Origin of the sequence: Yersinia sp. 2540 StPb PI (genome assembly GCF_052217165.1) — a bacterium.
GTDB lineage: Bacteria > Pseudomonadota > Gammaproteobacteria > Enterobacterales > Enterobacteriaceae > Yersinia > Yersinia enterocolitica_E.
Window position 1 is genome coordinate 3,495,657 of sequence record NZ_JAZGQC010000001.1, and the last position, 24,630, is coordinate 3,520,286.

A 24,630-nucleotide genomic window follows, 5' to 3' on the forward strand; every position below is an offset into this window, starting at 1 on the left:
ATCTAACCTTACTTTACTTAGGTCGAATTAAAAGAGCAGGGAACCATTAATATCTCCTACAATTCTCACAGAAAGAACACTCATAAAAATCGCCGATTACTGTACGCTAAACTCGCCTGAAAACTCACAATTTAATTGCGGTAACGAGGTTTCTGCGGAGCTAGATGGCTGTTTAACATAAACACCAAAATAAAGTGCCGGTGTTGAGAACGTTGAAATAGTATCACCAAAACCAGACAAGGAGATTGTCTGAGTATGTGTATAACCTGAAGCTGTCCCGGCAAGCGTATTTTTATAAACTCCGCAAGCTACCTGAGTATTACTGCCGGTGGCGGCCCCTTCGCTCGGAGTGACGACAAAGTCGACCGCTTTGGTATTAGCCGTTGGGCTCCAATTAACACAGTTCATAGATACATCAATAGGATTAATGGCTTGTGATAAGCGCGTCCCATTACTATCATGCACATATATATGTGGCCCACTTAGGGTCGCTGAACGTTGTGACAAACTACTCGCCTCACATACAACATCAATATTGGCTGTTTTAAGGTTAAAGTTATATGTACCTAGTAGAGCAGATGAAAATGTATAACATGAGGTACCCGCCGCATTACAGGGTTTTCCCTCAGCTCCAGTTATCATTGCAAAATTCCCCGATGTACCGGATATCGAAACCAGTGCTGAGCGTGATATCACTATGTGATAAGAAAGTATTACCCCGTGAGATTGTGCGATCGCTAGTGCTTCGTCCATTGTTGAAGCAGCTAACAATTGTTGGTCATATGTGCCATCCCCTCGTAAATCAAACGCGCCAGTGTATAAGTCAACCCCTAGACCTCCGGAGGTAACTGCTCTGACTTTATATGTTAGTAAACAACGTTCTAATGTAGTATGGCTAACATTTTGTGGCCGACAATAATTAACATACGCAGAACCACCAGGCTGGAATACCACATCCATACTCATTTCTGACAAACTTGTTTGCAGGTTTTTTATGATAAATTCCGCATAAACAGTGCCAGGAAACACTGTCATCAGCAGAATAAACACCAGTAGATTTAATAATCTCATCTTAATCTATTTCCATAATATCAGTCCACTAACGCAATATCGGAACAGTAATAACTAAAGGAAAGCGTTTTATACTAAATAACGTTTACAATAATTTATCGAAACCGAAATAATGATACTTAAGCTAAAGGGCTTCTATTTAATTAGATGCCCTTTAGCTTTCCTCTTTTCCCTGCCGCCTACTAATACATACTTCTGTCTATTCCTGCTAATGTCCTCAATGCGTCAAGAACCTAACGCTGCCACCATAAAGTGTCATCAGCTACAGCACGGTTATCCCCCCATGGTTAAGGTCAATCTGATCTCAAAAGGTACAGCAACAAATGTCATCACAACCATTGCGCTACTGGTATTATCCAGTGTTGCGGTCACCGCGCTGTTACCAATTGTTGAACTTTTCAGTGTTATAACAAAAGTCCCATCGGCACCGCTGGTACCATTACTATTACTGCTGATAATTGCGCCATTATCCGCAACAACGGTTATATTCTGGCCTGGCAATGGATTATTGTTGGCATCTGTTACCGTCACTTTTATTGCAGCATCTGCCACCCCATCAGCAGGTTGATTGTCTAGGCTCTTTTCCAAAATCACTTTCGCGCTATTAACATCGGCAATAAAGAGCACGTCTATCTTTTTGGTGTCATTACTGACCCCGATAAGGGTGGCAATCACCGCGATCTCCCCGGCTCGGATACTGGTTAATGCCGCCGGGATATACCCGTCACTGTCAGTCATCATCACCGATGGCATCAGCGTGGCACCATTACCGACGGTAAAAATCACTACCTGATTGACCAGCGGGTTGTCGTTCGCATCGGTGACCTGCGCCCGCACACTATGGATCTCATTGCCGTCCGCCACGATGCCACTGTTTAGCGCGGTGGTTTCAGTCAGGGTGGCGATTTTTGCGGTAGTGACATCAGCAATAAAGGTCACTTCCACCTCTTTACTGCTGCCCCCACTCAGGCTGGCGCTCACGGTGATGGCCCCGGCCCGGATACTGGACAGTGCCGTCGGGATATACCCATCACTGTCGGTCATCACCACCGACGGCACCAACGTGGCACCACTGCTGGCGACAAAGGTCACCGTCTGATTGGCCAGCGGGTTACCGTTCGCATCGGTGACCTGCGCCCGCACACTGTGAGTCTGGCTGCCGTCCGCCACAATGCCACTGTTTGGCGCGGTGATTTCGCTCAGGGTGACTATCTGTGCGGTAGTAACATCAGCAATAAAGATGATTTGCACCGTCATATTGTTACCACTGCCCCCAGTCAGGGTTGCGGTAACATTAACAGCCCCAGCCCGGGTATTGGTCAGATTTGTCCTGATATACCCATCACTGTCAGTGGCCGTCTGACTTACCAGGGTGGCGCCGTTATCAGCGGTAAAAATCACCGTCTGATTGGCCAGCGGGTTACCCTTAGCATCGGTGACCAGCGCCTGCACGCTATGGAGATCGTTGCCGTCCGCCACAATGCCGCTGTTTGGCGCGGTGGTTTCGCTCAGGGCGACTATCTGTGCGGTAGTGACATCAGCAATAAAGATCACTTCCACCTCTTTACTGCTGCCCCCGCTCAGGCTGGCGGTCACATTGACTGGCCCGGCCCGGATACTGGTCAGTGCCATTGGGATATACCCGTCACTGTCAGTCACTGTCACCGCCTGATTCACCAGCGTGGCACCGTTATCGGCGGCAAAGGTTACTGTCTGATTGGCCAGCGGGTTACCGTTCACATCGGTGACCTGCGCCCGCACGGTATGGATCTCGTTGCCGTCCGCCACGATGCCACTGTTTAGCGCGGTGGTTTCAGTCAGGGTGGCGATTTGTGCGGTAGTGACATCAGCAATAAAGATCACGTCCACCGTTTTGTCGTTACTTCCACTGAGGCTGGCGGTCACGGTGATGGTCCCGGCCTGGATACTGGTCAGTGCCGCCGGGATATACCCGTCACTGTCGGTCACCGTCACCGATGGCACCAGCGTGGCACCACTGCTGGCGACAAAGGTCACCGTCTGATTGGCCAGCGGATTACCGTTTGCATCGGTGACCTGCGCCCGTACGCTATGGGTCTGGCTGCCGTCGGCCACAATGCCACTGTTTGGCGCGGTGGTTTCAGTCAGGGTGGCGATTTGTGCGGTAGTGACATCAGCAATAAAGATCACTTGCACCTCTTTACTGTTGCCCCCGCCCAGGCTGGCGGTCACATTGACTGCCCCGGCCCGGAGATTGGTCAGTGCCATCGGGATATACCCGTCACTGTCGGTGACCGTCACCGACGGTACCAGCGTGGCGCCATTACTGGCGGCAAAGGTTACCGTCTGATTGGCCAGCGGGTTGCCGTTTGCATCGGTAACCTGCGCCCGCACACTGTGAGTCTGGCTGCCGTCCGCCACGATGCCACTGTTTGGCGCTGTGGTTTCGCTCAGGGTGACTATCTGTGCGGTAGTGACATCAGCAATAAAGATCACTTCCACCTCTTTACTGTTGCCCCCGCTCAGGCTGGCGGTCACATTGACTGCCCCGGCCCGGATACTGGTCAGCGCCATTGGGATATACCCGTCACTGTCGGTCACCGTCACCGACGGTACCAGCGTGACGCCATTACTGGCGGCAAAGGTTACCGTCTGATTAATCAGTGGGTTACCGTTAGCATCGGCGACCTGCGCCCGCACACTGTGGGTCTGGCTGCCGTCCGCCACAATGCCACTGTTTGGCGCGGTGGTTTCGCTCAGGGTGACTATCTGTGCGGTAGTGACATCAGCAATAAAGATCACTTCCACCTCTTTACTGTTGCCCCCGCTCAGGCTGGCTGTCACATTGACTGCCCCGGCCCGGATGCTGGTCAGCGCCATCGGGATATACCCGTCACTGTCCGTCATCACCACCGACGGCACCAGCGTGGCACCATTACCGGCGCTAAAGGTCACGGTCTGATTAGCCAGCGGGTTACCGTTCGCATCGCTGACCTGGGCCCGTACGGTATGGGTCTGGCTGCCGTCCGCCACAATGCCGCTGTTTGGCGCGGTGGTTTCGTTCAGGGCGACTATCTGTGCGGTAGTGGCATCGGCAATAAAGATCACTTGTACCTCTTTACTGTTACCCCCGCTCAGGCTGGCAGTCACATTGACTGCCCCGGCCCGGATATTGGTCAGTGCCGCCGGGATATACCCGTCACTGTCGGTCACCGTCATCGCCTGATTCACCAGCGTGGCGCCATTACTGGCGGCAAAGGTTACCGTCTGATTGGCCAGCGGGTTGCCGTTCGCATCGGTAACCTGCGCCCGCACACTGTGGGTCTGGCTGCCGTCCGCCACAATGCCGCTGTTTGGCGCGGTGGTTTCGCTCAGGGCGACTATCTGTGCGGTAGTGACATCAGCAATAAAGATCACGTCCACCTCTTTACTGTTGCCCCCGCTCAGGCTGGCGCTCACGGTGATGGCCCCGGCCCGAATACTGGTCAGTGCCGCCGGGATATACCCGTCACTGTCGGTGACTGTCACCGTCTGATTCACCAGGGTGGCACCGTTACCGGCGCTAAAGGTCACCGTCTGGTTGGCCAGCGGATTGCCCTGTGCATCCGTCACTCGCGCCCGTACGCTATGGGTCTGGCTGCCGTCCGCCACAATGCCATTGTTTGCCGCCGTGGTTTCAGTCAGCGTCGCGATGCGTGCACTGCTGGTATCAGCAGTAAAGGTTACGTCTACTGTTTTGCTATTGCTTCCGCTGAGGCTGGCGGTCACGGTGATGACCCCGGCCCGGATACTGGTCAGTGCCATCGGGATATACCCGTCACTGTCGGTTACCGTCACCGACGGTACCAGCGTGGCGCCATTACTGGCGGTAAAAGTCACCGTCTGATTGGCCAGTGGGTTACCGTTCGCATCGCTGACCCGCGCCCGCACACTGTGGGTCTGGCTGCCGTCCGCCATAATGCCGCTGTTTGGCGCGGTGGTTTCGCTCAGAGTGACTATCTGTGCGGTAGTAGCATCAGCAATAAAGGTGACGTCCACCACTTTGCTATTGCTTCCGCTGAGGCTGGCGGTCACGGTGATGGTCCCTGCCCGGATACTGGTCAGTGCCGCCGGGATATACCCGTCACTGTCGGTCACCGTCACCGTCTGATTCGCCAGAGTAGCGCCACTGCTGGCGACAAAGGTCACCGTCTGATTAATCAGTGGGTTACCCTGCGCATCGGTGACCTGCGCCCGCACACTGTGGGTCTGGCTACCGTCCGCCACAATGCCACTGTTTAGCCCTGTGGTTTCGCTCAGGGTGACTATCTGTGCGGTAGTGACATCAGCAATAAAGGTGACAACCACCGTTTTGTCGTTACTTCCGCTGAGGCTGGCGGTCACGGTGACCGCCCCGGCCCGGATACTGGTCAGTGCCATTGGGATATACCCGTCACTGTCGGTCACCGTCACCGCCTGATTCACCAGCGTGGCACCGTTATCGGCGCTAAAGGTCACGGTCTGATTAATCAGTGGGTTGCCGTTTGCATCGGTAACCCGAGCCTGTACGGTATGGGTCTGGCTGCCGTCCGCCACAATGCCGCTGTTTGGCCCGGTGATTTCGCTCAGAGTGACTATCTGTGCGGTAGTGACATCAGCAATAAAGATCACTTGCACCTCTTTACTGTTGCCCCCGCTGAGACTGGCGGTCACGGTGATGGCCCCGGCCCGGATACTGGTCAGCGCCATTGGGATATACCCGTCACTGTCGGTGACTGTCACCGTCTGACTCACCAGCGTGGCACCATTACCGGCGCTAAAGGCCACCGTCTGATTAATCAGTGGGTTACCCTGCGCATCGGTCACCCGTGCCTGCACCCTGTGGGTCTGGCTGCCGTCCGCCACAATGCCACTGTTTGACGCCGTGATTTCAGTCAGGGTGGCGATTTGTGCGGTAGTGACATCAGCAATAAAGATCACGTCCACCGTTTTGTCGTTACTTCCGCTCAGGCGGGCAGTCACGGTGATGGCTCCGGCCCGGATACTGGTCAGCGCCATTGGGATATACCCGTCACTGTCGGTGACTGTCACCGTCTGATTCACCAGGGTAGCACCGCTGCTGGCGACAAAGGTCACCGTCTGATTAATCAGTGGGTTACCCTGTGCATCGGTCACCCGTGCCTGCACGCGATGGGTCTGGCTGCCGTCCGCCACAATGCCATTGTTTGCCGCCGTGATTTCAGTCAGCGTCGTGATGCGCGCACTGCTGGTATCGGCAATAAAGGCCACAGCCACCGTTTTGCTATTGCTTCCGCTCAGGCTGGCGGTCACGGTGATGGCTCCAGCCCGGATACTGGTCAGTGCCATTGGGATATACCCGTCACTGTCGGTCACCGTCACCGTCTGATTCACCAGGGTAGCGCCGCTACTGGCGGCAAAGGTCACCGTCTGATTGGCCAGCGGGTTACCCTGCGCATCGGTGACCTGCGCTCGCACGCTATGGGTCTGGCTACCATCGGCCACAATGCCACTGTTCGCCGCCGTGATTTCAGTCAGCGTCTCAAGCCGCGCACTGCTGGTATCCGCAATAAAGGCCACATCCACTGTTTTACTGTTACCACTGCCCCCACGGAGGGTGGCGGTCACGGTGATCACCCCGGCCCGGAGACTGGTCAGTGCCATCGGGATATACCCGTCACTGTCGGTGACTGTCACCACCGACGACACCAGTGTAGCGCCGCTGCTGGCGGCAAAGGTCACGGTCTGATTGACCAGCGGGTTACCCTGCGCATCGGTCACCCGTGCCTGTACCCTGTGGGTCTGGCTGCCGTTCGCCACAATGCCACTGTTTAGTGCGGTGACTTCCGTTAGCGTCTGGATTTGCGCAGTACTCACATCGGCAATAAAGGTCACGTCCACCGTTTGAGCACTACCATTAATAGTTGCCGTCACGGTAACAACACCGGCTTTGATACTAGTAAGCATTACCGTTACCGAACCATCTGGGCCCGTCGTGCCCTGAGTGGCGATCGTGGCACCGCTTCCGTTGGCAACACTGAAACTGACCACTTGATTTGATACTGGTGCATTGTGTCCATCAGTAACAATGGCTTTCACACTGTTAGTTTTCGTACCATTCGCAACAGCGCCGTCAGTAACGACTTTCAAGTTACCACTGGCAATGTTGGCGGGGGTAACAAATGTCACATTGACACTTTGGCTACTGCCATTGACGCTAGCGGTTACAGTAACAACAGTACTGATGGTATTGGTGAGTGTCATGATCACACTACCATCAGCATCAGTAATGCCACTGCTGGCAATAACAGCATTATTATTGGCGTAGAAACTGACCGCCTGATCGGATACTGGATTGCCGTTAGCATCCTTGATAATGGCCTTCACACTGTTAGTCGCGACGCCGTTGGCAATCGCCTTGTCACGAACGACAGTCAGGTCACCATTAATAATTCTTACCGTGCTACTGTCTGCCGTGAACCTGACCGGTTTTGTATCATGGTTGCCGTTCATCAAGGAGGCAGAAACTGTCCCACTCCCTGAACGAGTACTGGTTGTGACAATACCACTAACCTTTCCGTTACTGTCGGTTGCCGCAGTTTGCGGAGTGATTGTTCCCAGGGTAGAACTGAGCGTAACGGCCATACCCGTTATCGGTTGGTTAGCATTATTCTCGGTATTAATCACTGTGGCTTCAAAAGCCACCGTAGATAAACCATCGGCCAGCGTTGTGTGATTACCAACATGTTTAAGGGTAATATTATGTAGAGAGCGCTCAACCAGCAGGGTTGTGGTAGCCGTATTGGATTTATTACCCCGGACATCATATGCCGTGGCGCTAACTTGATAATTATTCAGGCTAACGGATGGTTGATAGGCCGGGAGAGTGATTAACACTGTTCCCACACTTGACATCGTTATACTGCCACCGGCTGCAAGCAATGCAGGGGCATGCCATACGATATTTTTCACCCCGTATTTCGAGGCCACTTTTGCCGTTAGTGAGATATCTTCCATAGCATATGCGGTAATCTGCTCAGGCAAACTCAGATGAATTAAGTCCTGCTTTTGATATTGCATAACAATATCGTAATTACGGTCAATAATATCGTAACGGCTACCCGCCACACTACGCATTAAACCAACGGTCTGTTTGCTAATTTGATCAATCCACGGTACGCCAAAACGGTAATTTAAATTGATCCCTAGCTGAAAATCATTATCGACATTGCGCCCTTTCTTATGGGAAGCATCGAAAGTTACCAATGGAATAGGCGTATAATTAACCCCAACGGTAATGGCAGAGGGTGAATGACCTAAATCATCAGGGCTGGTATTTCCACTGCCTAATGCAACGCCTTTACCAAAATACTTTTCATAGACTAGCCGTCCACCCAATTGGGGATGAGAGGGTAAATAGGCCTCTGCCCGCACATCAAACCCGTTAGCCGGGCGTTCGTTATAATCCTCCATATCGGACAATACCGACTGATGCCAGTCGGTTATTCGGAAATAACCATTTGTGGAGAATTTGAGATAATCTGTCCAAGCTTCACCCCCGACCCCCAAACGGCTATTTTTACCGGTCATGTCATAGTCATAAAAGGTATTTACACCGAAGGTCCAGTCATCGGTAAATCCACGTACGCCAATGCCGCTATTATTTGTTGCGCGTTGTCCATTATGACGGACCCCTAGCTGAGCAAATAACAGTGCACTTTCTGATTCTGCTAGTGGCAGCAATACATCGGCATTACCGGTACCTGATGAGTTCAATTGCACTCTGGCATTACCGTATTGCCCCAACCAATCTGAAGCCATTTGTGAGGCCAGACCTGAGGAGACGCCTTTTATTGCATTTTCGCCAGCTTTGCCAGGCTCACTACTGCTCATCACACTGCCAAAATTGGAAAACGCACTCGCCACGTTATTTTCCGTGATCTCATATTTATTATTAGTACGGATGTCGCCAACTTCATGTTTATCTGAGCCTAAATCTGGTAACCCATTTTGCTGTGATGCAATCAAGGGCTCTGCGGGCTCATTTAGAGGTGAAGATGGCGAAAAAATAGGAGGATTTACTGTCTCTTGCGGTGGATTCTTAGATCGACTTGAATCAATAGTCACTGCTGCCGAAGTGTGTTCATTCAAGATATCTGATGCTCTCATATTTATCATTGCATCATCTAAGCTATCGGCATGCGCGGACAGTGAAATAATAGGTGTGATGGTAGCGGTAAGAAGTAAGCATATTTGAACCACTAAAGTGATAAATGCCACTCCCCGCATAAACACGCAGTTAGAATTAAATTGATTCATGTGAGTAAAAATTCCATTTTGAGAGCAAGCAACTAGCACTCGAATACGCTATATGCACGACATAAATGATGATGAAGATATTAGATAATTATCCCCAGTAATTTTAAATTAACGTCACCGCCACTTAATTAACTTAAAATTAACAAGCACACTTTAAAATAACGTCAATAATATAAATTATATTCTTTGTATAACCCTCAATTAAAAATGAGTGATTTAGCATGCCAAACCACCCTACAATAGACATCTTAATTAGCTTTACTAAAAAATGAGCATCAAAATAAAATCAACACCACCCTGTCAATTATTAAGAATAATTAAACATTACTATTTTAATCACAATTATAACTTAGCGATTACATTTACTTTTCTTTGAACCTCGTTAAAAGTAGTATGCCTAACTCTGGCACACACCATTTTTAGTTTAGAATTCAACTCCAGAGAAATAAGTTGTTTTGGGTCATCATCAAGAATATTTCTATTCTGATCCAGGAAAGCATACATGTGATTAATCTGCTCAAACTGTCCTCTAAAAACGCCAAACTCATCAGTGTTCAATTTTTTCAGAACTGAAAAATCGTTTACACACTGATTGCTTGTATTGTTCTTAATAATGGTAGCCGTTTGCTTTTCTGATTCGGTTTTATCTTTTGTCGCGCATCCTCCTAAAAATGTACTGACCATCAATATCACTATTGCTACTGATTTCATAAAATTCCCTTATAAAAAATCACTGATTATCTGTTCACTAATTATTATTTTATGCCACTGCATTTCAACCCTGAGCATCAATAAATTAAATTGATGACGACGTTATACTGCTGATATGTATCATCGACAAATTATAAAATAGATCTAAAGGATTGAATTTTTTCATCAAAACGAATAAATTCACTCTAAGCATATTTAAAGTCCCATCAATAATATAGAAAATGAGACATTTAATCGGACATTTTCCTAAAACAAATAATGAAATATATACAAAACCCTGATTGGTAAAATAAAAAACGAACATAAGATACTGAAATTAAAGAGTAAAAATAAAGAATCAGAAAATAAATCAAGAATTTTGTAACTTTAAACTATAATAATCAATTTAACAGGATTAAGTGCTACTTGTGGTATCTTTAATTCAGTTTACGGATATTTAACTCCAAGTGGCTTTAATTAAACTCATTTAAGTCCGATATATATGAATAAATTTCATTTTATAGCCCACTAAAATATAAACCCATCACAAATGTTAAAAATAATGTCACCAATTGTTTTATTGAGTTTGAAATGTCTTTATAAATTATAGGCGCTTATTTTATTTTTCTGTCTGAGGTCGTTAATGGGCGTATAAACACAACACCATTGTCTTCAGGCACTGCCGAAATTCTGCTTAATCTTTCTTACATCAAGTTTAAATTGTCACCATGTTCATAAAGCTCGTGTTCGTAAGACACAGAGTGGAAAAACACCTTATGCCGTGTTAAAACTAAACGGCATCTTTAAGATAAAATATCAGCCTGAATTACGAGTGTTACATAAAGTTAGAGACAGTAGCGGATAACAGTCCCAGCACGGTAACGTGCTCAATTAAAAAAGGATATGTATATGGAATTGTGTGTGGCGAGTGTTACTGATATTGAACAAGTCATGGCATTACTAAAAAAATACCATGTAGCAACGATTAATGAAGATGATAAAAAAGAGGGTTTTGTTACCACACAGATGACACAACAACAGATGTTATCACTGGTGACGGAGGAACAAGGATTATTTATCGCCAAGAAAGAGGGGAATGTGGTGGCTTTTGTTATGGCTGCATCCTGGCAATTCTGGTCTCCCTGGCCATTGTTCGAACATATGATAAATAAATTAGATGAGAATACCTTTGCTGGACAAACATTGTCTGTCGAAAACTCCTATCAGTATGGTCCCATTTGTATAGACCAATCCATGCGCGGTAGCGGTGTACTTCAGCAGCTTTTTGCTTTCTCTTTGGAAAAAATGTCTACACGCTTTCCTATTCTGATAACCTTTATTAATGAAATAAATCATCGCTCATACGTTGCGCATTCACGTAAGTTGGGATTACAGGTACTGAGTAAGTTTGAATTTAATAATAATCACTATTACTGGATGGCCTGCTCAACCCAGGTACCAAATACCGCAACACCATAAGCAAAAGCTTGCTACAGACCTAACTCGTGTTCTGCAATATCTTCATTTTCTTGCCAGGAAAATAACGGAATTGGCTATTGGTACATTGAAATAGTTGACTCACCCCGTCAGTGGGGCAGAAATAAGAATGCGATTAGCCCCGACAAACAGAACAGGGCTATATCGCAGTCGTCCTCTAGCCTAACTCAATGATAAGGGGCTTCCAGATGTAAATTTTGGGTAGAAAGCAGGGCCTGTTCTATGCGTTCCCATGCCAGCGAAAAGGGTAATCGTGCTGCAATATGCGGAGCAATAACGACGCCCTTAGCAATCTTTTTCACCTGTTCATCATTATGCTTGAATCCCAAATCTTCTAACGTCAACGGGCAGCCAAAACGATGTAATAACGACAATAACTCATCACGATCAGCCTCTTGCTCGTGCTCGATAAACGACTGTACCACCAGCCCGAAGCCGACTTTCTCACCGTGTAGCCAATGGTGAAGCTCTGGCAGACGGGTCATGCTGTTATGGATCGCGTGAGCAATTCCGATTCGTGGAATATCATCAGCCATGCTATTAGCTAAGCCTGCCAGTGCGATAACTGCATCGATCACTTTACGCAGTGCAACACTGACTTCCTGGCGTTGATTAGCTGCGATAGCCTGCTGTCCATAGGTATTAAAGGTATCCAGTGCCTGTTTCGCGACCTGTGACTTTAGTATCAGTGCCAATCCATCATCACCCTTTCGCAGATAAGGAAGAAACTCATACCATTTAGCCAATGCATCGACGATACCTGCATTCAGGTAGCGTGGCGCTGTTCTGGCAATCGTCTGGCTATCGACCAATACCCAGACCGGTAACCGCGTTAAGGATAAAGGGCCGATATGAGCCCCAGCCTCATCATAAATAACGCTAATAGGTGACCATGCGGCACAGGTCGCCGCAATTGTCGGTAGTGTGATTACCGGCAATTGCCCCAATGTCTCCCCTACCGCTTTCGCACTGTCTAATACCCGACCACCGCCTACCCCCAGAATAAGTTCTGAGCCTAGTTGCTGTGCTTGTACAACCAATGCATCAATAGCTGTACGGGTACAATCTCCTGGCAAATAGCTGATATGAAACGAGATATGATGCCGTTGCAGGCTCGTTATCACACTTACTCCCACCGACTGCCAGGCGCGTGGGCTGGTCACGATAAGCACCTTCTGAGCCAATGGCGCAATAAACTGCCCCACTTTCTCAGTCACGCCATCTTGATTCAGGTAATTTTGTGGGGTTTTAATTGCCAGCATGGTTAACTCCTGTAAATAGTATTAGCGCTGCATACCCCAGCGCTTGACGGTCAGTCTCTCTATAGTGGCGAAAATAAGCCCTTCGACCAGTAAACCAATGACGATTACGGTCGCCAGACCGGCAAATACCCTATCGGTATACAGTTCATTGCGATTTTGGAAGATATACCAGCCAAGCCCGCCTTGACCGCTAGACGCACCAAAAACCAGCTCTGCGGCAATGAGCGTGCGCCATGCAAAGGCCCAGCCGATTTTAAGTCCTGACAAAATAGAAGGCAGTGCTGCCGGGATAAGAATATGAGCCACATAGCGCCCACCGCGTAGCCCATAGTTACGACCGGCCATCCGTAATGTGTCCGAAACACCGAGAAAACCGGCGTAGGTATTCAACGCCATCGGCCACATCACCGAATGGATTAGCACAAAAACCAGACTCTTTTCTCCCAGCCCAAACCACAGCAACGCCAGAGGCAGTAGTGCAATAGCAGGCAACGGATTAAACATCGACGTTAGAATATTAAGCAGATCCCGACCAAAACGGGTCGACACCGCTAAAGCACTTAGCCCTAATGCAAACACGCTACCTATGGCATACCCTTTAAGAAGAGTGCTGAGCGAGATAGCAACCTTAGCGGGCAACTCGCCGCTGGCCATATCCTGGGTAAATGCCCGCAGTGTTTGCATAAATCCCGGAAACATTAGGTCATTATCCTGCAAACGTGCAGCCAGTTCCCACAGCGCCAGTAATACCAGTAATACCGTCAACTGGCGTAGCCACTGCTGGTTCCAACAGCGGGTAATGATGGGCAATGGCTGGGTCAACACCACTTCTGGTAGTGGGGCCAGTTCACGCTGATATTCGCAGCGGATCGGGGGTTGAGTGCTCATATGGTTTACCTTGCAGTGGGATCGACGGAGCAGCTTGTGCTTGCTCAGTGGGGAACAGCAGATGATGGATACGCTGTGCGGCGAATTGAAACTCATCGCTACCGTAGTCAGCTAGAGAAAACTGATGGCTGTTCACCTCGGCACAAACCCGCCAGGATGTGGTGACAGCAGTAATATTCGGCTGCCAACCACCAGCGCTTCCTCAATAGAATGAGTCACAAATAGCAACGTAAAACGTATTTCCTCCCACAGCACCAGTAACTCCTCTTGCATTTTACGGCGCGTCAGTGCATCAAGCGCAGCAAAAGGCTCATCCATCAGTAATACCTTGGGCTGCATCGCTAACGCGCGAGCAATGGCTACCCGCTGCTTCATACCGCCCGATAACATATGCGGATAAGCATCGGCAAATCCGGCAAGCCCCATTTTATCCAGGTAGTGTAATGCCCGATCTCGTGCTTGCTTATGGGTAGCCTGACGACTGGCAACCAGCGGGAACAGCGTATTTTCCAGCACCGTTTTCCACGGGGGCAATTGATCAAACTCCTGAAATACCATCATGCGGTCCGGCCCCGGCTCCACAATGACCTCACCGTCAAGGCGTATCTCTCCGTCAACCGGCGGCAGAAAACCGCCAATCGATTTAAGCAGGCTGGATTTACCACAACCCGATGGCCCCAGCAGAACAAAACGATCGGCAGGATAGACATCAAAACTGACGTCATGTGTTGCACGAACGCGTTTCTGACGGGTTCGATACTCCAAACCCACACCCGCGGCCTGTAATAACGGCTGCGGTGATATTTCATTAATGATGCGGCTCATGCCCCCTCCGGCGTAATTGGGAAAAAGACCGTCTGTTTAGCGTTTTCCAAAGAAACTAACAACTCAGCTACCGGCCCCGTTATGAGCTTCGGCGAAGAAATAGTCCTGCCACGAGTCGGCTTTATTCTTGAGGATACCTAATTGCTGCAACTGGTCAGCGTACACATAGGTGCGCTGTGGTGTGATAGTGAAATCAATTTCTGGGTCTTCAACGATTTTCTTCACCAATTCAGGTGATAAACGCGACTTTTCTACCCGAATATAGGTTTCAGCCGCCGCGGCTTTGTTGGCTTTAACTATCTGAGAAGCTTCAGCCAGCGCATCATAGAAAGCCCGATAGGTTTTAGGATTTTCATCATGAAATTTTTGCGTGGTGTACAGCACATTAAATGTTGCCGGCCCTCCCAGAACGTCATAGGAGCTAAGAATCTTATGTACGTTGCCGTGCTCTAGCGCCTGATATTGGAACGGCGGGCTGGAAAAATGAGCAGAAATTTCAGAGCCACCGGCAATCAACGCGGCATTGGCATCAGGATGGGGCAAGCTTACCGTGATGGTATCAAAGCGTTTATAATCGCTATTGCCATACAGTTTAGCGGTTTCAATTTGTAGGGTACGGGACTGGAAACCCACACCGGCAGCCGGTACCGCGATACGGTCTTTTTCACTAAGATCTGCTATCTTTTTTACTGCTGGATTGTTGCTTAGCAGGTAATTCGGCATCGAACCCAGTGACGCTATCGCCTTCACATTCTGACGCCCACGGGTACGATCCCACACTGTAAGCATCGGGGGTACACCCGCAGCCGCAACATCAAGAGCACCAGAAAGCAGTGCTTCATTCATTCCTGTTGCTCCCGAGATAGTGCGCCAGTCAACGTTAATATCCAGCCCTTGCTGTTTACCATGCTTTTCTATCAGTTGTTGATCACGCACCACATCAAGAATCAGATAACCAATACCAAACTGCTGTGCAATGCTAATAGACCCTTCTGCATGTGCACCAAAGGTACTTAGAGCAAGACAAGTGAACGCAAATATACCTGTAACTTTTTTTATCCGTTTTTCTGTTAGTGACTTATTCATTTCCCTGCCTCTTATATGTCCGAATTAAAATTTTAATCATCCTAGGGGGTAAATGACGCCATTTATAAATTATTTTTTGGAATAAGGTAGATGTGATATTTAATAAAAAGCACAGAGCGATGATAAAAATTAATATCACATTAACATTTAAAGTTTGTAGCTTATTTTAAGCTAACGATAGCTATATATTATATATGTATCGAACATTGAAAGCGTTATAGTTCCCGATATTCCATTATTATTTTCGGAGCTAGAAATGCCCGTTTTCAGTCATCATTTTCTTCGGCAATATCTGCATGATCGATTGGTCGATATTTCAGTAGACTCAGGCATCGCCGCTAACGTGGCTGATAATTTGGTGGAGTCCAGTCTCAAAGGCCATGACTCCCACGGTGTTAGTATGTTGCCCCGCTATATCGCGGCAATTCATGAGGGAGGATTAAATCCTGCAGCAAAGGTTAAAATCACCACAGATTTTGGAGCGTTGATTTCATTTGACGGGCAGCATGGCTTCGGCCAGGTTATTGGAAAACAAGTGATTGAACTGGGTATTGAACGCGCCCGACAGCACGGAGTCACGGTTTTGAGTCTGGCAAATGCACACCACTTAGGCCGCATCGGTGCCTGGGCTGAACAAGCTGCCGCGGCGGGGTTAGTCTCATTGCATTTTGCGAATGTAAACAATCGCGCCAATGTCATCCCCTGGCAAGGGCAATCAGCCCGACTAGGAACCAATCCCTTCTGCGCAGGCGTTCCCTTGTTATCCGGCGAGCCAATCATTCTGGACTTTGCCACTAGCGTTATTGCGGGTAATAAAGCACGTATTGCGTGGAATGAGGGGCGACAATTAGAGCCTGGTTGCGCGGTAGACCACCAAGGCATGCCCACGGTCGACCCACGTTATTTGATGGAAGAACCCTTTGGCGCTCTGCGGGCATTCGGCGAACATAAAGGTTCGGGGCTGGCACTCATCTGTTCTTTGCTGGGAGCGGCATTAACCGGGGGCAACACCGAACGAAATACGCAGCCGGGGCAGCAGAGAATCATCAATAATATGCTGACAATATTAATTGACCCTGAGCGTTTGGGCGGAGCACAGCGTTACCAGCAGGAAATACCAGCTCTGTTAGACTGGGTACGCAGTTCCCATTCCGATAATAATCTGACATTACCTGGAGAATGGGAACAAAGAAATCATCAACAACGTTTGACTCATGGCATATTTATTGATGATGTCAGTTGGCAGCAATTATCCAATTTGCAATCCATTCCAGAAAATTTAAAATAGTTATTTACTACAACATCCCCTTAATGCGCCGAAATTAATCATTTAAATCGCCCTATTTAAAAAGGGCGCTATTGTATGTGAAAACTATTAGCCGATTGCGAATGTTGCCATAACGTCACACAATGCTGAGCTAAGGCATATGCAGGGTCAATACTCAAAGCCAGTAGTGGCGATTCAATAGCGTTAAACGCGAGCGGAATTTCAGTACAAGCCAACACTAATTTTTCGGCACCACGCCCTACCAATTCTGTAGCCAACTGTTGCAAGAGTTGGCCCCCAAGAGCTACCTCACCACGCTTTACCGCATAACATCCTGGGACAAACAAGGTTTTTAATGCCTGTTCGGTCGGTAAAATGACGCTGATCCCTAATGCCGCCAATCGCTGTTGATACCACTGCGCTTGCAGTGTTGCCTCGGTTGCGATCACCCCGACCCGTTGTGGTCGGGGGTGCAAACTAGCTATGTGGGCTACGGCAATATCGACAATATGCAGGATAGGTGCCCGGCTAGCATTGGCCAGTTGTGGATACCAGTGATGTGCCGTATTACAGGGTATAGCAATATGACTGACATCTAACTGATTCAGTTGCTGTATTGCATGTAACAACTGTGGCAACGGTGATTCCCCACATCCCGCCAATGCTTTTTGTCGATCAGGTATTTGCGGGACATTCCATGTCACTACCGGTAAATGGTCCTGATCCCGACTAACTGGCGTTACTTCAATAATTTTGTGCAATAGATCCAGTGTCGCAAGGGGTCCCATCCCACCCAGCACACCAAATAAAAGAGGTTTAGTCATCCTTGCCTACCTGCTCTAATACCTGGCGGTAACCGAACAGCCCGGCAGAACCGCCGGTATGGATAAAGACAACATTATCGTCTGGTGAAAAATATCCCTGGCGCACTAAATCGATCAACCCCGCCATTCCTTTTCCCGAATAGACAGGATCAAGCAGAATCCCTTCTAATTGTGCCACCAACGTCAGCGCTTCAAGCATGCCATCAGTCGGTAAACCATAACCCGCACCGACATAATCGCTATTAACGATCACGCTTTCCCGAGGGAATTCCCCCTTTAGCCCCAGCAGTTCCCCAGTCCGTTGTGCCAAAGAGTAAACATTTTGCTCCTGTTTATCTTGTGGTGCGCGAACACTGATGCCCAGTACCGGAATACCACTATTACTGGCAACCAGCCCTGTAACCAACCCGGCTTGTGTTCCCGTACTGCCTGTTGCGTGTACAATATGATCAATTCGTAGCTGCTGCTGGCTAGACTGATAAAGTAACTCTTGCGCGCAAGCAACATAACCTAAAGCACCGATCGGATTCGACCCACCACCCGGGATGATATATGGCTTTTTCCCTTGTGCCCGCAATGTCTCTGCCAAATGCTCCATCGCCTGCTGCATATCCGTCCCCGCTGGCAAGTGAGCCGCTATCGTTCCCCCTAATAAATTATCCAACAAGATATTGCCCGAAAACTGGTAATCATCGCCAAAATCACTGACTCGTTTCTCCAGCAAAATTTGTGCTTCCAAACCCAATTTTGCCGCCGCAGCAATCGTCTGACGGACATGATTTGACTGGGTAGCCCCTTGCGTAATCACCACATCGGCCCCTTGTTGCAGCGCATCCGCCAGCAGAAATTCTAATTTACGCGTCTTGTTGCCACCGGTCGCCAGCCCCGTGCAATCATCACGTTTAATATAAATATTAGGACCACCTAAATAACGTGATAACGCGGGCAATGCCTCTAATGGCGTAGGGAAATGGCCCAATGAAAGGCGAGGAAACCGAGCGAGATGCATAGTAATTCCTTAATAATATTATATTAGTTATTGAAATGACGGCGGGCTTCACTACGAACTCGATGCAATATCCGCTGTTTAATTTCGCTATAACCCTCAGCCTGAGCCAACGTTTCTATGTCACGCTGACGGCCAAAAGGCAGTCTTATTTCATCTACGATACAACCGGGGTGTGCTGACATGATAAGGATCCGGTCGGCCAGAAACAGAGCCTCCTCAACATCATGTGTCACAAACAAAATCGTGGTGCCGGTTTGCTGCCAGGCTGATAACAACAATTCCTGCATCATGAGACGGGTTTGCGCGTCCAACGCACCAAAAGGTTCATCCATCAGCAATATGTCGGGGTTGGGTAACCAGGCTCTGGCCATCGCGACCCGTTGTTTCATGCCACCGGATAATTGCCATGGATAGTGATCTTCAAACCCTTGCAAACCCACCAGTTTCAGGAATGCCTGTGTTTCCGGTAGGATTTCCGCAGGCGTCGCCCCCTGCATCCGTGGGCCGAAAGAGACGTTATCGCGCACCGTTAACCATGGGAATAGATTTGCCTGCTGAAATACCATCCCTCGATCCGGTCCAGGTGCTGACACCACATCTCCCTGGCATTGAATATTGCCACTGTCGGGGTGCTCAAAGCCGGCTATCAAATTAAGAATGGTTGACTTACCACAGCCCGACGGCCCGAGCAGTACCACAAATTCACCCGGCTCGATGCTCAAAGAGATATCTTCCAGCACCTGCTGCCGCCCCTGCTTAGTGGCAAAACCCAAATTGACCCGATTAACCGTAATAGATGCCGATGGTTCCTTTCGCATTACTCTCTCCCTGCCCATGGCACCAATAATCGCTGTAAACCTACAATCAGCAGATCAAGCAGATAACCAATACCACCCAGTAACAGTATTCCCAGCATCACAATGTCAGTACGTAAATACGAGCTGGCATTGATCACCATCCAGCCTAGCCCTGATGTCGCAGCAACCATTTCAGCAGCAATCAGCGACGTCCAACCAATACCAATGGATAAGCGCACACTGGTAAACAATTCTGGTAGCGTTTCAGGTAGTACTACACGAAAAAAAATCTGCCGACGGCTAGCACCTAATGTTTGGGCGACACGAATTCTGGCTCGTCCAATACGTTCAACCGCAGCGCAAGCCCCAACCACCACACTGAGAAATGTAGCAATAAAAATCAGGAAAAACTTGGATGACTCACCGATACCCAGCCAGACAACCGCTAAGGGGATCAATGCTATCTTGGGTAATGGCCGTAAAAACTGCACAAATGGGTTAAGCAGCGCTGCAATAGGTTGCGACAGGCCCATAACCAATCCCAATGGCACACCAACCAAGATAGCGACGGCGAATGCACTCAATGCCCGGGCAACACTGACAGCAATGTGTTGCCACAATGGCACTTGCCGGTATCCCTCTTGCAGCAACTCGCCGGCGGTGAGGGCAATATCCGATAATGGCGGTAACAGCAATGGATCGATCCACTGCTCAGCCCCCACCACCTGCCACAATAAGAAGAATGAAATAACCGCCCCAACGCTTAACCCAACCTGCTGCACTCGATTCATAAATACCCTATTGCTGTACTTGTGCGGCGATCGCATCCTTTAAATAACTGACATTAATTCCCTTTTCAAACGAGCTGGGAATGTCACGTTTACGCACTTCACCAATGCTTTCCAAGAACCCAGCAGTTTTATGCACCGCCTGCCCAATACCACTGTTATCAGTATCGGAACCGTTGCCTAACCACTGCGCCGTTTCCTGCTGTTTAAGTGTTGGATATTCCAAACCAGATAAGGTATTCGTTGCCGTAGTCACCGGTGCGCCAACATCTTTCGCCACGATAGCCGCCGCTTTTATTGGATCACGCTTAAATTCATCAACTTTTTGCTGATGTACTTGCAAGAATTGGCTCAATAACTCGGGATGCGCTTTAGCAAACGCAGTTCTGACCACATAATTGTTATAAATGAGATAACCGTCCTGCTGAAGCTGTTTGGTCTCGAATACGGGATGCCCGCCAGAGACTTCGAGCTCTTGCGCAAAAGGAGCCCAAACATAGCCCGCGTCAATATCTCCCCGTTTCCACGCAGCAACCATTTCTGCGGGTCGCAATGGAATTAATGTCACCTTATTACGGTCAATATGATTGACCACTATCGCGGCATCTAATGCATATTGAGCGGTTGAATTAGGCGGATAAGCGACACGTTTACCTTCAATATCCTTCAAAGAGGTAATCGTATCTTTAGCAATAAGGCGTTCAGACGTAGCTATCACACCTGATATACCAAATATTTCTATTGGCAGTTTTCGCACCAAACCCGCGACCGCAGGGCTTGAACCTATATTGGCAATATCAATCGCATCGCTGGCAAAATAACCTAATGCATCAGCACCGGTGGCAAATTGTACCCATTTCACCTTGGTATTGAGTGCTTTTTCCAACGAACCATCGACTTTCGCCAGAACCAGAACCTGTGAGCTACCACCGTAGGCCACGCGAACTTCATCGGGTAATGGTTCATCTGCCTGAGCATGAAAAGTGAGTAGGGATAAACTTGTTAATCCCAAAGAAAATGCGATAGGTTTCAACATGATACTGTCCTTGATTAATAATAATCGTAAAGTAATAATAAATAAAAACAGCCTTTAGCTATAATCACCCTGTACTTTTTCCTTAATCACCATTAGGAATAAAGTATATTTATTCGACACTATCGTCTTAATAGGAATATTAGGTTATTCCGTTTGGTTATTTATAATAATATATTTAAATATCAAGTTTTAATTTTGACGTAAAAATAACCCTCACATCCACTGTGCGATTAGTTTACTGTATGAATATAATTCACTATATAAGTAGAGTTTTATAGTCAGGAATAGGAATAATGCTCACACTACCTCCTTGTACTGTTAATGAATGAAAATATTATTATGCATAAGTGACTTGCGATAATATTATTATTTTATACTGCCAAAAGTTCATGCTATGCAAACAACATAAATATCTATCGTTATCTATTAACGTCATATAGAGGCATACGCGATAGTAACCTACTCTTTTTCTGAGTACCCAGGTTCTGTTTCAGGATGGAAACATGCGCGAATGGCATCAAATCGCCTTAATAACTTTATGCCGAAGTGGTTAATAAAAGTCACTACTGTTAAGCGTCAGCCAGCACATTGAGATGGTTTTACAACTACCAAATTAAAAAAGCCCACTTAAGCAACCTCAAGTGAACTTTTTGCTATTTAATCTGCTAATAAACCCTACAATTCCAGGCTTACACGACCCTCCCCTATTTACGATTAAGGATACGGAGAAAATCCTGTTTATTTGAGATTAATGAGAGCGCATTGGCAATAATTTCATCACTAAAAATCGAGGCTACATCTTTTAACACATCAATATGCTCTTTTTCTTTAGCAATAACCCCAATGGCAATAAACATAACATTACTTCTATCCCAGATGACACCATCAGGGAATTGAAAAATCTCAACACCGGTTTTAACAATGATATTTGTGGCTGATTTAGGCAGATGAGGTAAGGTAATACCATTCCCCAAGAATGTAGAGACTTGTTGTTCTCTTTCATTAAGAAAAGAGATACAGTCTTGGTTAATATAACCTTTTAATTTAAACTCTTTTCCTATCATTGCTAAAACTTCAGCTTTATTTTTTGCATGACATCCTAAGTGTAGGTTATCAACGGTAATATTATCTATCATTATCTGTCCCTTTTGCGATATGATCTTTTTTATCTCATATAAAAATTATGTTATTAATTACCGGCAGACAGTTCTTCTTCAAGTTGTTCTAATGATTTATTGGATGTTTCTGGTAAGGCGGTAATCACAAAGATAATCGCCAGATAGTTGATAAGAGCAAAAATCAAGAAGACCGGACCCAAGCCAAGTTTCGCCTGAAGCACGGGGAACAAATAACTCACAATAGCATTCATGATCCACATGAAAAATACTGAGATCCCCATAGATAGGCCACGAATCTTTAATGGGAACAGTTCTGCTAATACGACCCAAGTCAGAAAGCCCATCGTACCCTGCATGACCCCGACAAACAGTGCACCCAGCAACCAAATAACAGTGGCCTTTATTTCACCAACCAGATAATAATCCGCGCCAGCAATAATCAAGTGCAGCGTTGCCATCAGGGCAAAACCATACACAATCAGTGTTTTTCGTTTAAAACGATCAACCAGGAACATAACCCCAATAACCATCCCCCCGACAGAAAAAACGCCATTTAACACGTTACAGATTAGCGACATTCTTTCCGAGAATCCGGCAGTTTTTAATATTTCCGTACCATAATACATAATGACGTTAACACCGGTAGTTTGCTGTAAAGCTGCCCAGGCAATACCCACCAAAATTAATTTTAAGATCCACGGTGTTTGAAAAATAATAGCCAAATCATTTTTAGCATACAATTTCTTTTCTTTTTCGATATCAATCAACGTTACGATATCATTAAACTCTTTAATAGCCCGTGGCTCAGGGCGAATTTGTTTTAAAATTGTTAATGCCTCTTCCCGCCTATTTTTACTGATCAACCAACGGGGGCTTTCTGGCGAACGCCACATTCCCACTAACAGGCAAATAGCAGGGATAGTTTGAACCAATAGCATATAACGCCAGACCTCAGGCAGATGGCCCCAGGCAATACCAATTACCGCATTTACTGCAAATGCTGCTAATTGTCCAATAACAATGGCAACTTCATTCAACCCGGTAAGTTTGCCCCGCATTTCTGTCGGCGCAACCTCGGATATAAATGTAGGTGCAGTAACCGATGCCCCGCCTACCGCGTAACCAAGTAAAAATCTGGCAATTAAAAGAGTGGTGATATTAGGCGATAATGCACACAATAACGCACCAAAGAAAAAAACGAAGGAGAGATAGAGCAGGTATTTTCTTCGACCAAAAAAGTCAGCCAATTTTCCGCCAAAAACACTACCAATGGCGGCACCGACCAACAGTACACTCATTACCAGGCCCACAGTCGTCGGCGTCAGGGCCATATTTTCTTTCAATGAAGAAAATGCACCATTAATAACACCGGTATCATAACCAAAGAGCAAGCCACCAAATGTAGCGACTAATGTTATTTGATGTAATCGTTTTCTCTGTTGTGCATTGAGATTCATCATTAACGACATATCATTACCTTTTTATTTGATTATCCATTTAATGTCAAAAAGGGTTTCAAAAAACAAAAGTAACTCCTTCTCCACCTTAAAACATGGAGGTGATGAAGAACTTTTTGACACTCTGATTTATTAATAAGATAAATGCAGTTATTGAAGACAAATAAGTTTTATTCCAGAGTGCGATATTATATGATTCTTGCTACGGTTTTTATTTTGCATGATCCTTTTGCGCTCCCAATTTTTAAAATGTACCGATTACCGTGGTGGTACTGGTAATACGTTATATTTTGCTAACCCGCCTCAACCGAAGTCCCAGCCCCTCATTCTGCTGACAGCACAAACAAAGGTTGCGGCCTGAAACCAACCGACGGCATGACTGCAATAACCACCACCAATCAATCCAACACTGACTTCTTTCATCTATATCCTCCTGACGAGACAAAAATAGACTATCAATGAATGCTCGCTAGCGGTTTCTGGCGATCCTCAACTGGCGTTATCACTGATAAGTATGTTAACTCACTGTGACACAACATATCATTTGAATTGAAATTAAAATTCTATATCGATCACAATATGGCATTCTAATTTCATTTTTGGCGGGGAAAATTTCAGGTAAAACAGGTGGGCCATCATCAAACATATCATTATCGCACTGATATATAAGTACTATTATTCTTAGAACAGATGACGGTACTGATGAGTTATTCACGCTAT

15 protein-coding genes and 1 pseudogene are annotated in these 24,630 nt (G+C 47.2%); 2 read left to right on the forward strand and 14 right to left on the reverse strand.

The annotated features are described in order from the left end of the window. Positions 1 to 96: 96 nt before the first annotated feature. From V1956_RS16155 to V1956_RS16165, 3 genes are all read right to left on the reverse strand, one after another. Positions 97 to 1,071, reverse strand: a complete 975-nt coding sequence (locus V1956_RS16155) for a heme utilization protein (protein ID WP_420072090.1) — start codon at positions 1,069 to 1,071, stop codon at positions 97 to 99. Positions 1,072 to 1,344: 273 nt separating this feature from the next. Next, positions 1,345 to 8,973, reverse strand: coding sequence for an Ig-like domain-containing protein (locus tag V1956_RS16160; RefSeq protein WP_442825344.1), 7,629 nt, complete (start codon positions 8,971 to 8,973; stop codon positions 1,345 to 1,347). Positions 8,974 to 9,708: 735 nt separating this feature from the next. Further along, entirely contained in the window at positions 9,709 to 10,077 is a 369-nt protein-coding gene (locus V1956_RS16165; RefSeq protein WP_372558585.1) for a hypothetical protein, read from the reverse strand. A gap of 888 nt (positions 10,078 to 10,965) precedes the next feature. On the opposite strand from V1956_RS16165, the gene V1956_RS16170 reads away from it, so the two are divergent. After that, the gene (locus tag V1956_RS16170) at positions 10,966 to 11,535 is read left to right on the forward strand and encodes a GNAT family acetyltransferase (protein ID WP_372558584.1); all 570 of its coding nucleotides are present in this window, start codon (positions 10,966 to 10,968) and stop codon (positions 11,533 to 11,535) included. Between the two features lie 185 nt (positions 11,536 to 11,720). Here V1956_RS16170 and V1956_RS16175 read toward each other — a convergent pair whose 3' ends face one another. From V1956_RS16175 to V1956_RS16190, 4 genes and pseudogenes are all read right to left on the reverse strand, one after another. Beyond that, a complete protein-coding gene (locus tag V1956_RS16175) occupies positions 11,721 to 12,815 on the reverse strand; it encodes an iron-containing alcohol dehydrogenase family protein (protein WP_420072339.1) in 1,095 nt (364 codons plus the stop codon). Positions 12,816 to 12,836: 21 nt separating this feature from the next. Next, positions 12,837 to 13,703 (reverse strand): ABC transporter permease, encoded by an 867-nt coding sequence (locus V1956_RS16180; protein ID WP_420072338.1) that lies wholly within the window; start codon positions 13,701 to 13,703, stop codon positions 12,837 to 12,839. Further along, positions 13,663 to 14,528: pseudogene (locus V1956_RS16185) on the reverse strand (ABC transporter ATP-binding protein). Before V1956_RS16185 ends, V1956_RS16180 begins: the two are co-directional and overlap by 41 nt. 63 nt (positions 14,529 to 14,591) lie before the next feature. Further along, a complete protein-coding gene (locus V1956_RS16190; protein WP_372558580.1) occupies positions 14,592 to 15,614 on the reverse strand; it encodes an ABC transporter substrate-binding protein in 1,023 nt (340 codons plus the stop codon). A 256-nt stretch (positions 15,615 to 15,870) separates the two neighbouring features. Between V1956_RS16190 and V1956_RS16195 the strand changes: the two genes are divergently transcribed. After that, a complete protein-coding gene (locus tag V1956_RS16195; protein ID WP_442825345.1) occupies positions 15,871 to 16,902 on the forward strand; it encodes a malate/lactate/ureidoglycolate dehydrogenase in 1,032 nt (343 codons plus the stop codon). A gap of 68 nt (positions 16,903 to 16,970) precedes the next feature. Here V1956_RS16195 and V1956_RS16200 read toward each other — a convergent pair whose 3' ends face one another. The 7 genes from V1956_RS16200 to V1956_RS16230 all read right to left on the reverse strand — a co-directional run bounded on the left by V1956_RS16200 (position 16,971) and on the right by V1956_RS16230 (position 23,922). Beyond that, a complete protein-coding gene (locus V1956_RS16200; protein WP_372558578.1) occupies positions 16,971 to 17,705 on the reverse strand; it encodes an aspartate/glutamate racemase family protein in 735 nt (244 codons plus the stop codon). Next, positions 17,698 to 18,714: a D-cysteine desulfhydrase gene (locus tag V1956_RS16205; RefSeq protein WP_372558577.1), complete on the reverse strand. Its 1,017-nt coding sequence runs from the start codon at positions 18,712 to 18,714 to the stop codon at positions 17,698 to 17,700. The genes V1956_RS16200 and V1956_RS16205 overlap by 8 nt, the downstream gene beginning before the upstream one ends. A gap of 23 nt (positions 18,715 to 18,737) precedes the next feature. Then, the gene (locus tag V1956_RS16210) at positions 18,738 to 19,532 is read right to left on the reverse strand and encodes an ABC transporter ATP-binding protein (protein ID WP_442825346.1); all 795 of its coding nucleotides are present in this window, start codon (positions 19,530 to 19,532) and stop codon (positions 18,738 to 18,740) included. Further along, positions 19,532 to 20,302: an ABC transporter permease gene (locus V1956_RS16215; RefSeq protein ID WP_372558575.1), complete on the reverse strand. Its 771-nt coding sequence runs from the start codon at positions 20,300 to 20,302 to the stop codon at positions 19,532 to 19,534. The genes V1956_RS16210 and V1956_RS16215 overlap by 1 nt, the downstream gene beginning before the upstream one ends. A gap of 7 nt (positions 20,303 to 20,309) precedes the next feature. After that, a complete protein-coding gene (locus tag V1956_RS16220) occupies positions 20,310 to 21,332 on the reverse strand; it encodes a taurine ABC transporter substrate-binding protein (RefSeq protein WP_372559872.1) in 1,023 nt (340 codons plus the stop codon). Positions 21,333 to 22,039: 707 nt separating this feature from the next. Further along, positions 22,040 to 22,471 (reverse strand): PTS sugar transporter subunit IIA, encoded by a 432-nt coding sequence (locus V1956_RS16225; RefSeq protein WP_372558574.1) that lies wholly within the window; start codon positions 22,469 to 22,471, stop codon positions 22,040 to 22,042. Between the two features lie 53 nt (positions 22,472 to 22,524). Further along, a complete protein-coding gene (locus V1956_RS16230; protein ID WP_372558573.1) occupies positions 22,525 to 23,922 on the reverse strand; it encodes a sugar porter family MFS transporter in 1,398 nt (465 codons plus the stop codon). Positions 23,923 to 24,630 lie beyond the last annotated feature (708 nt).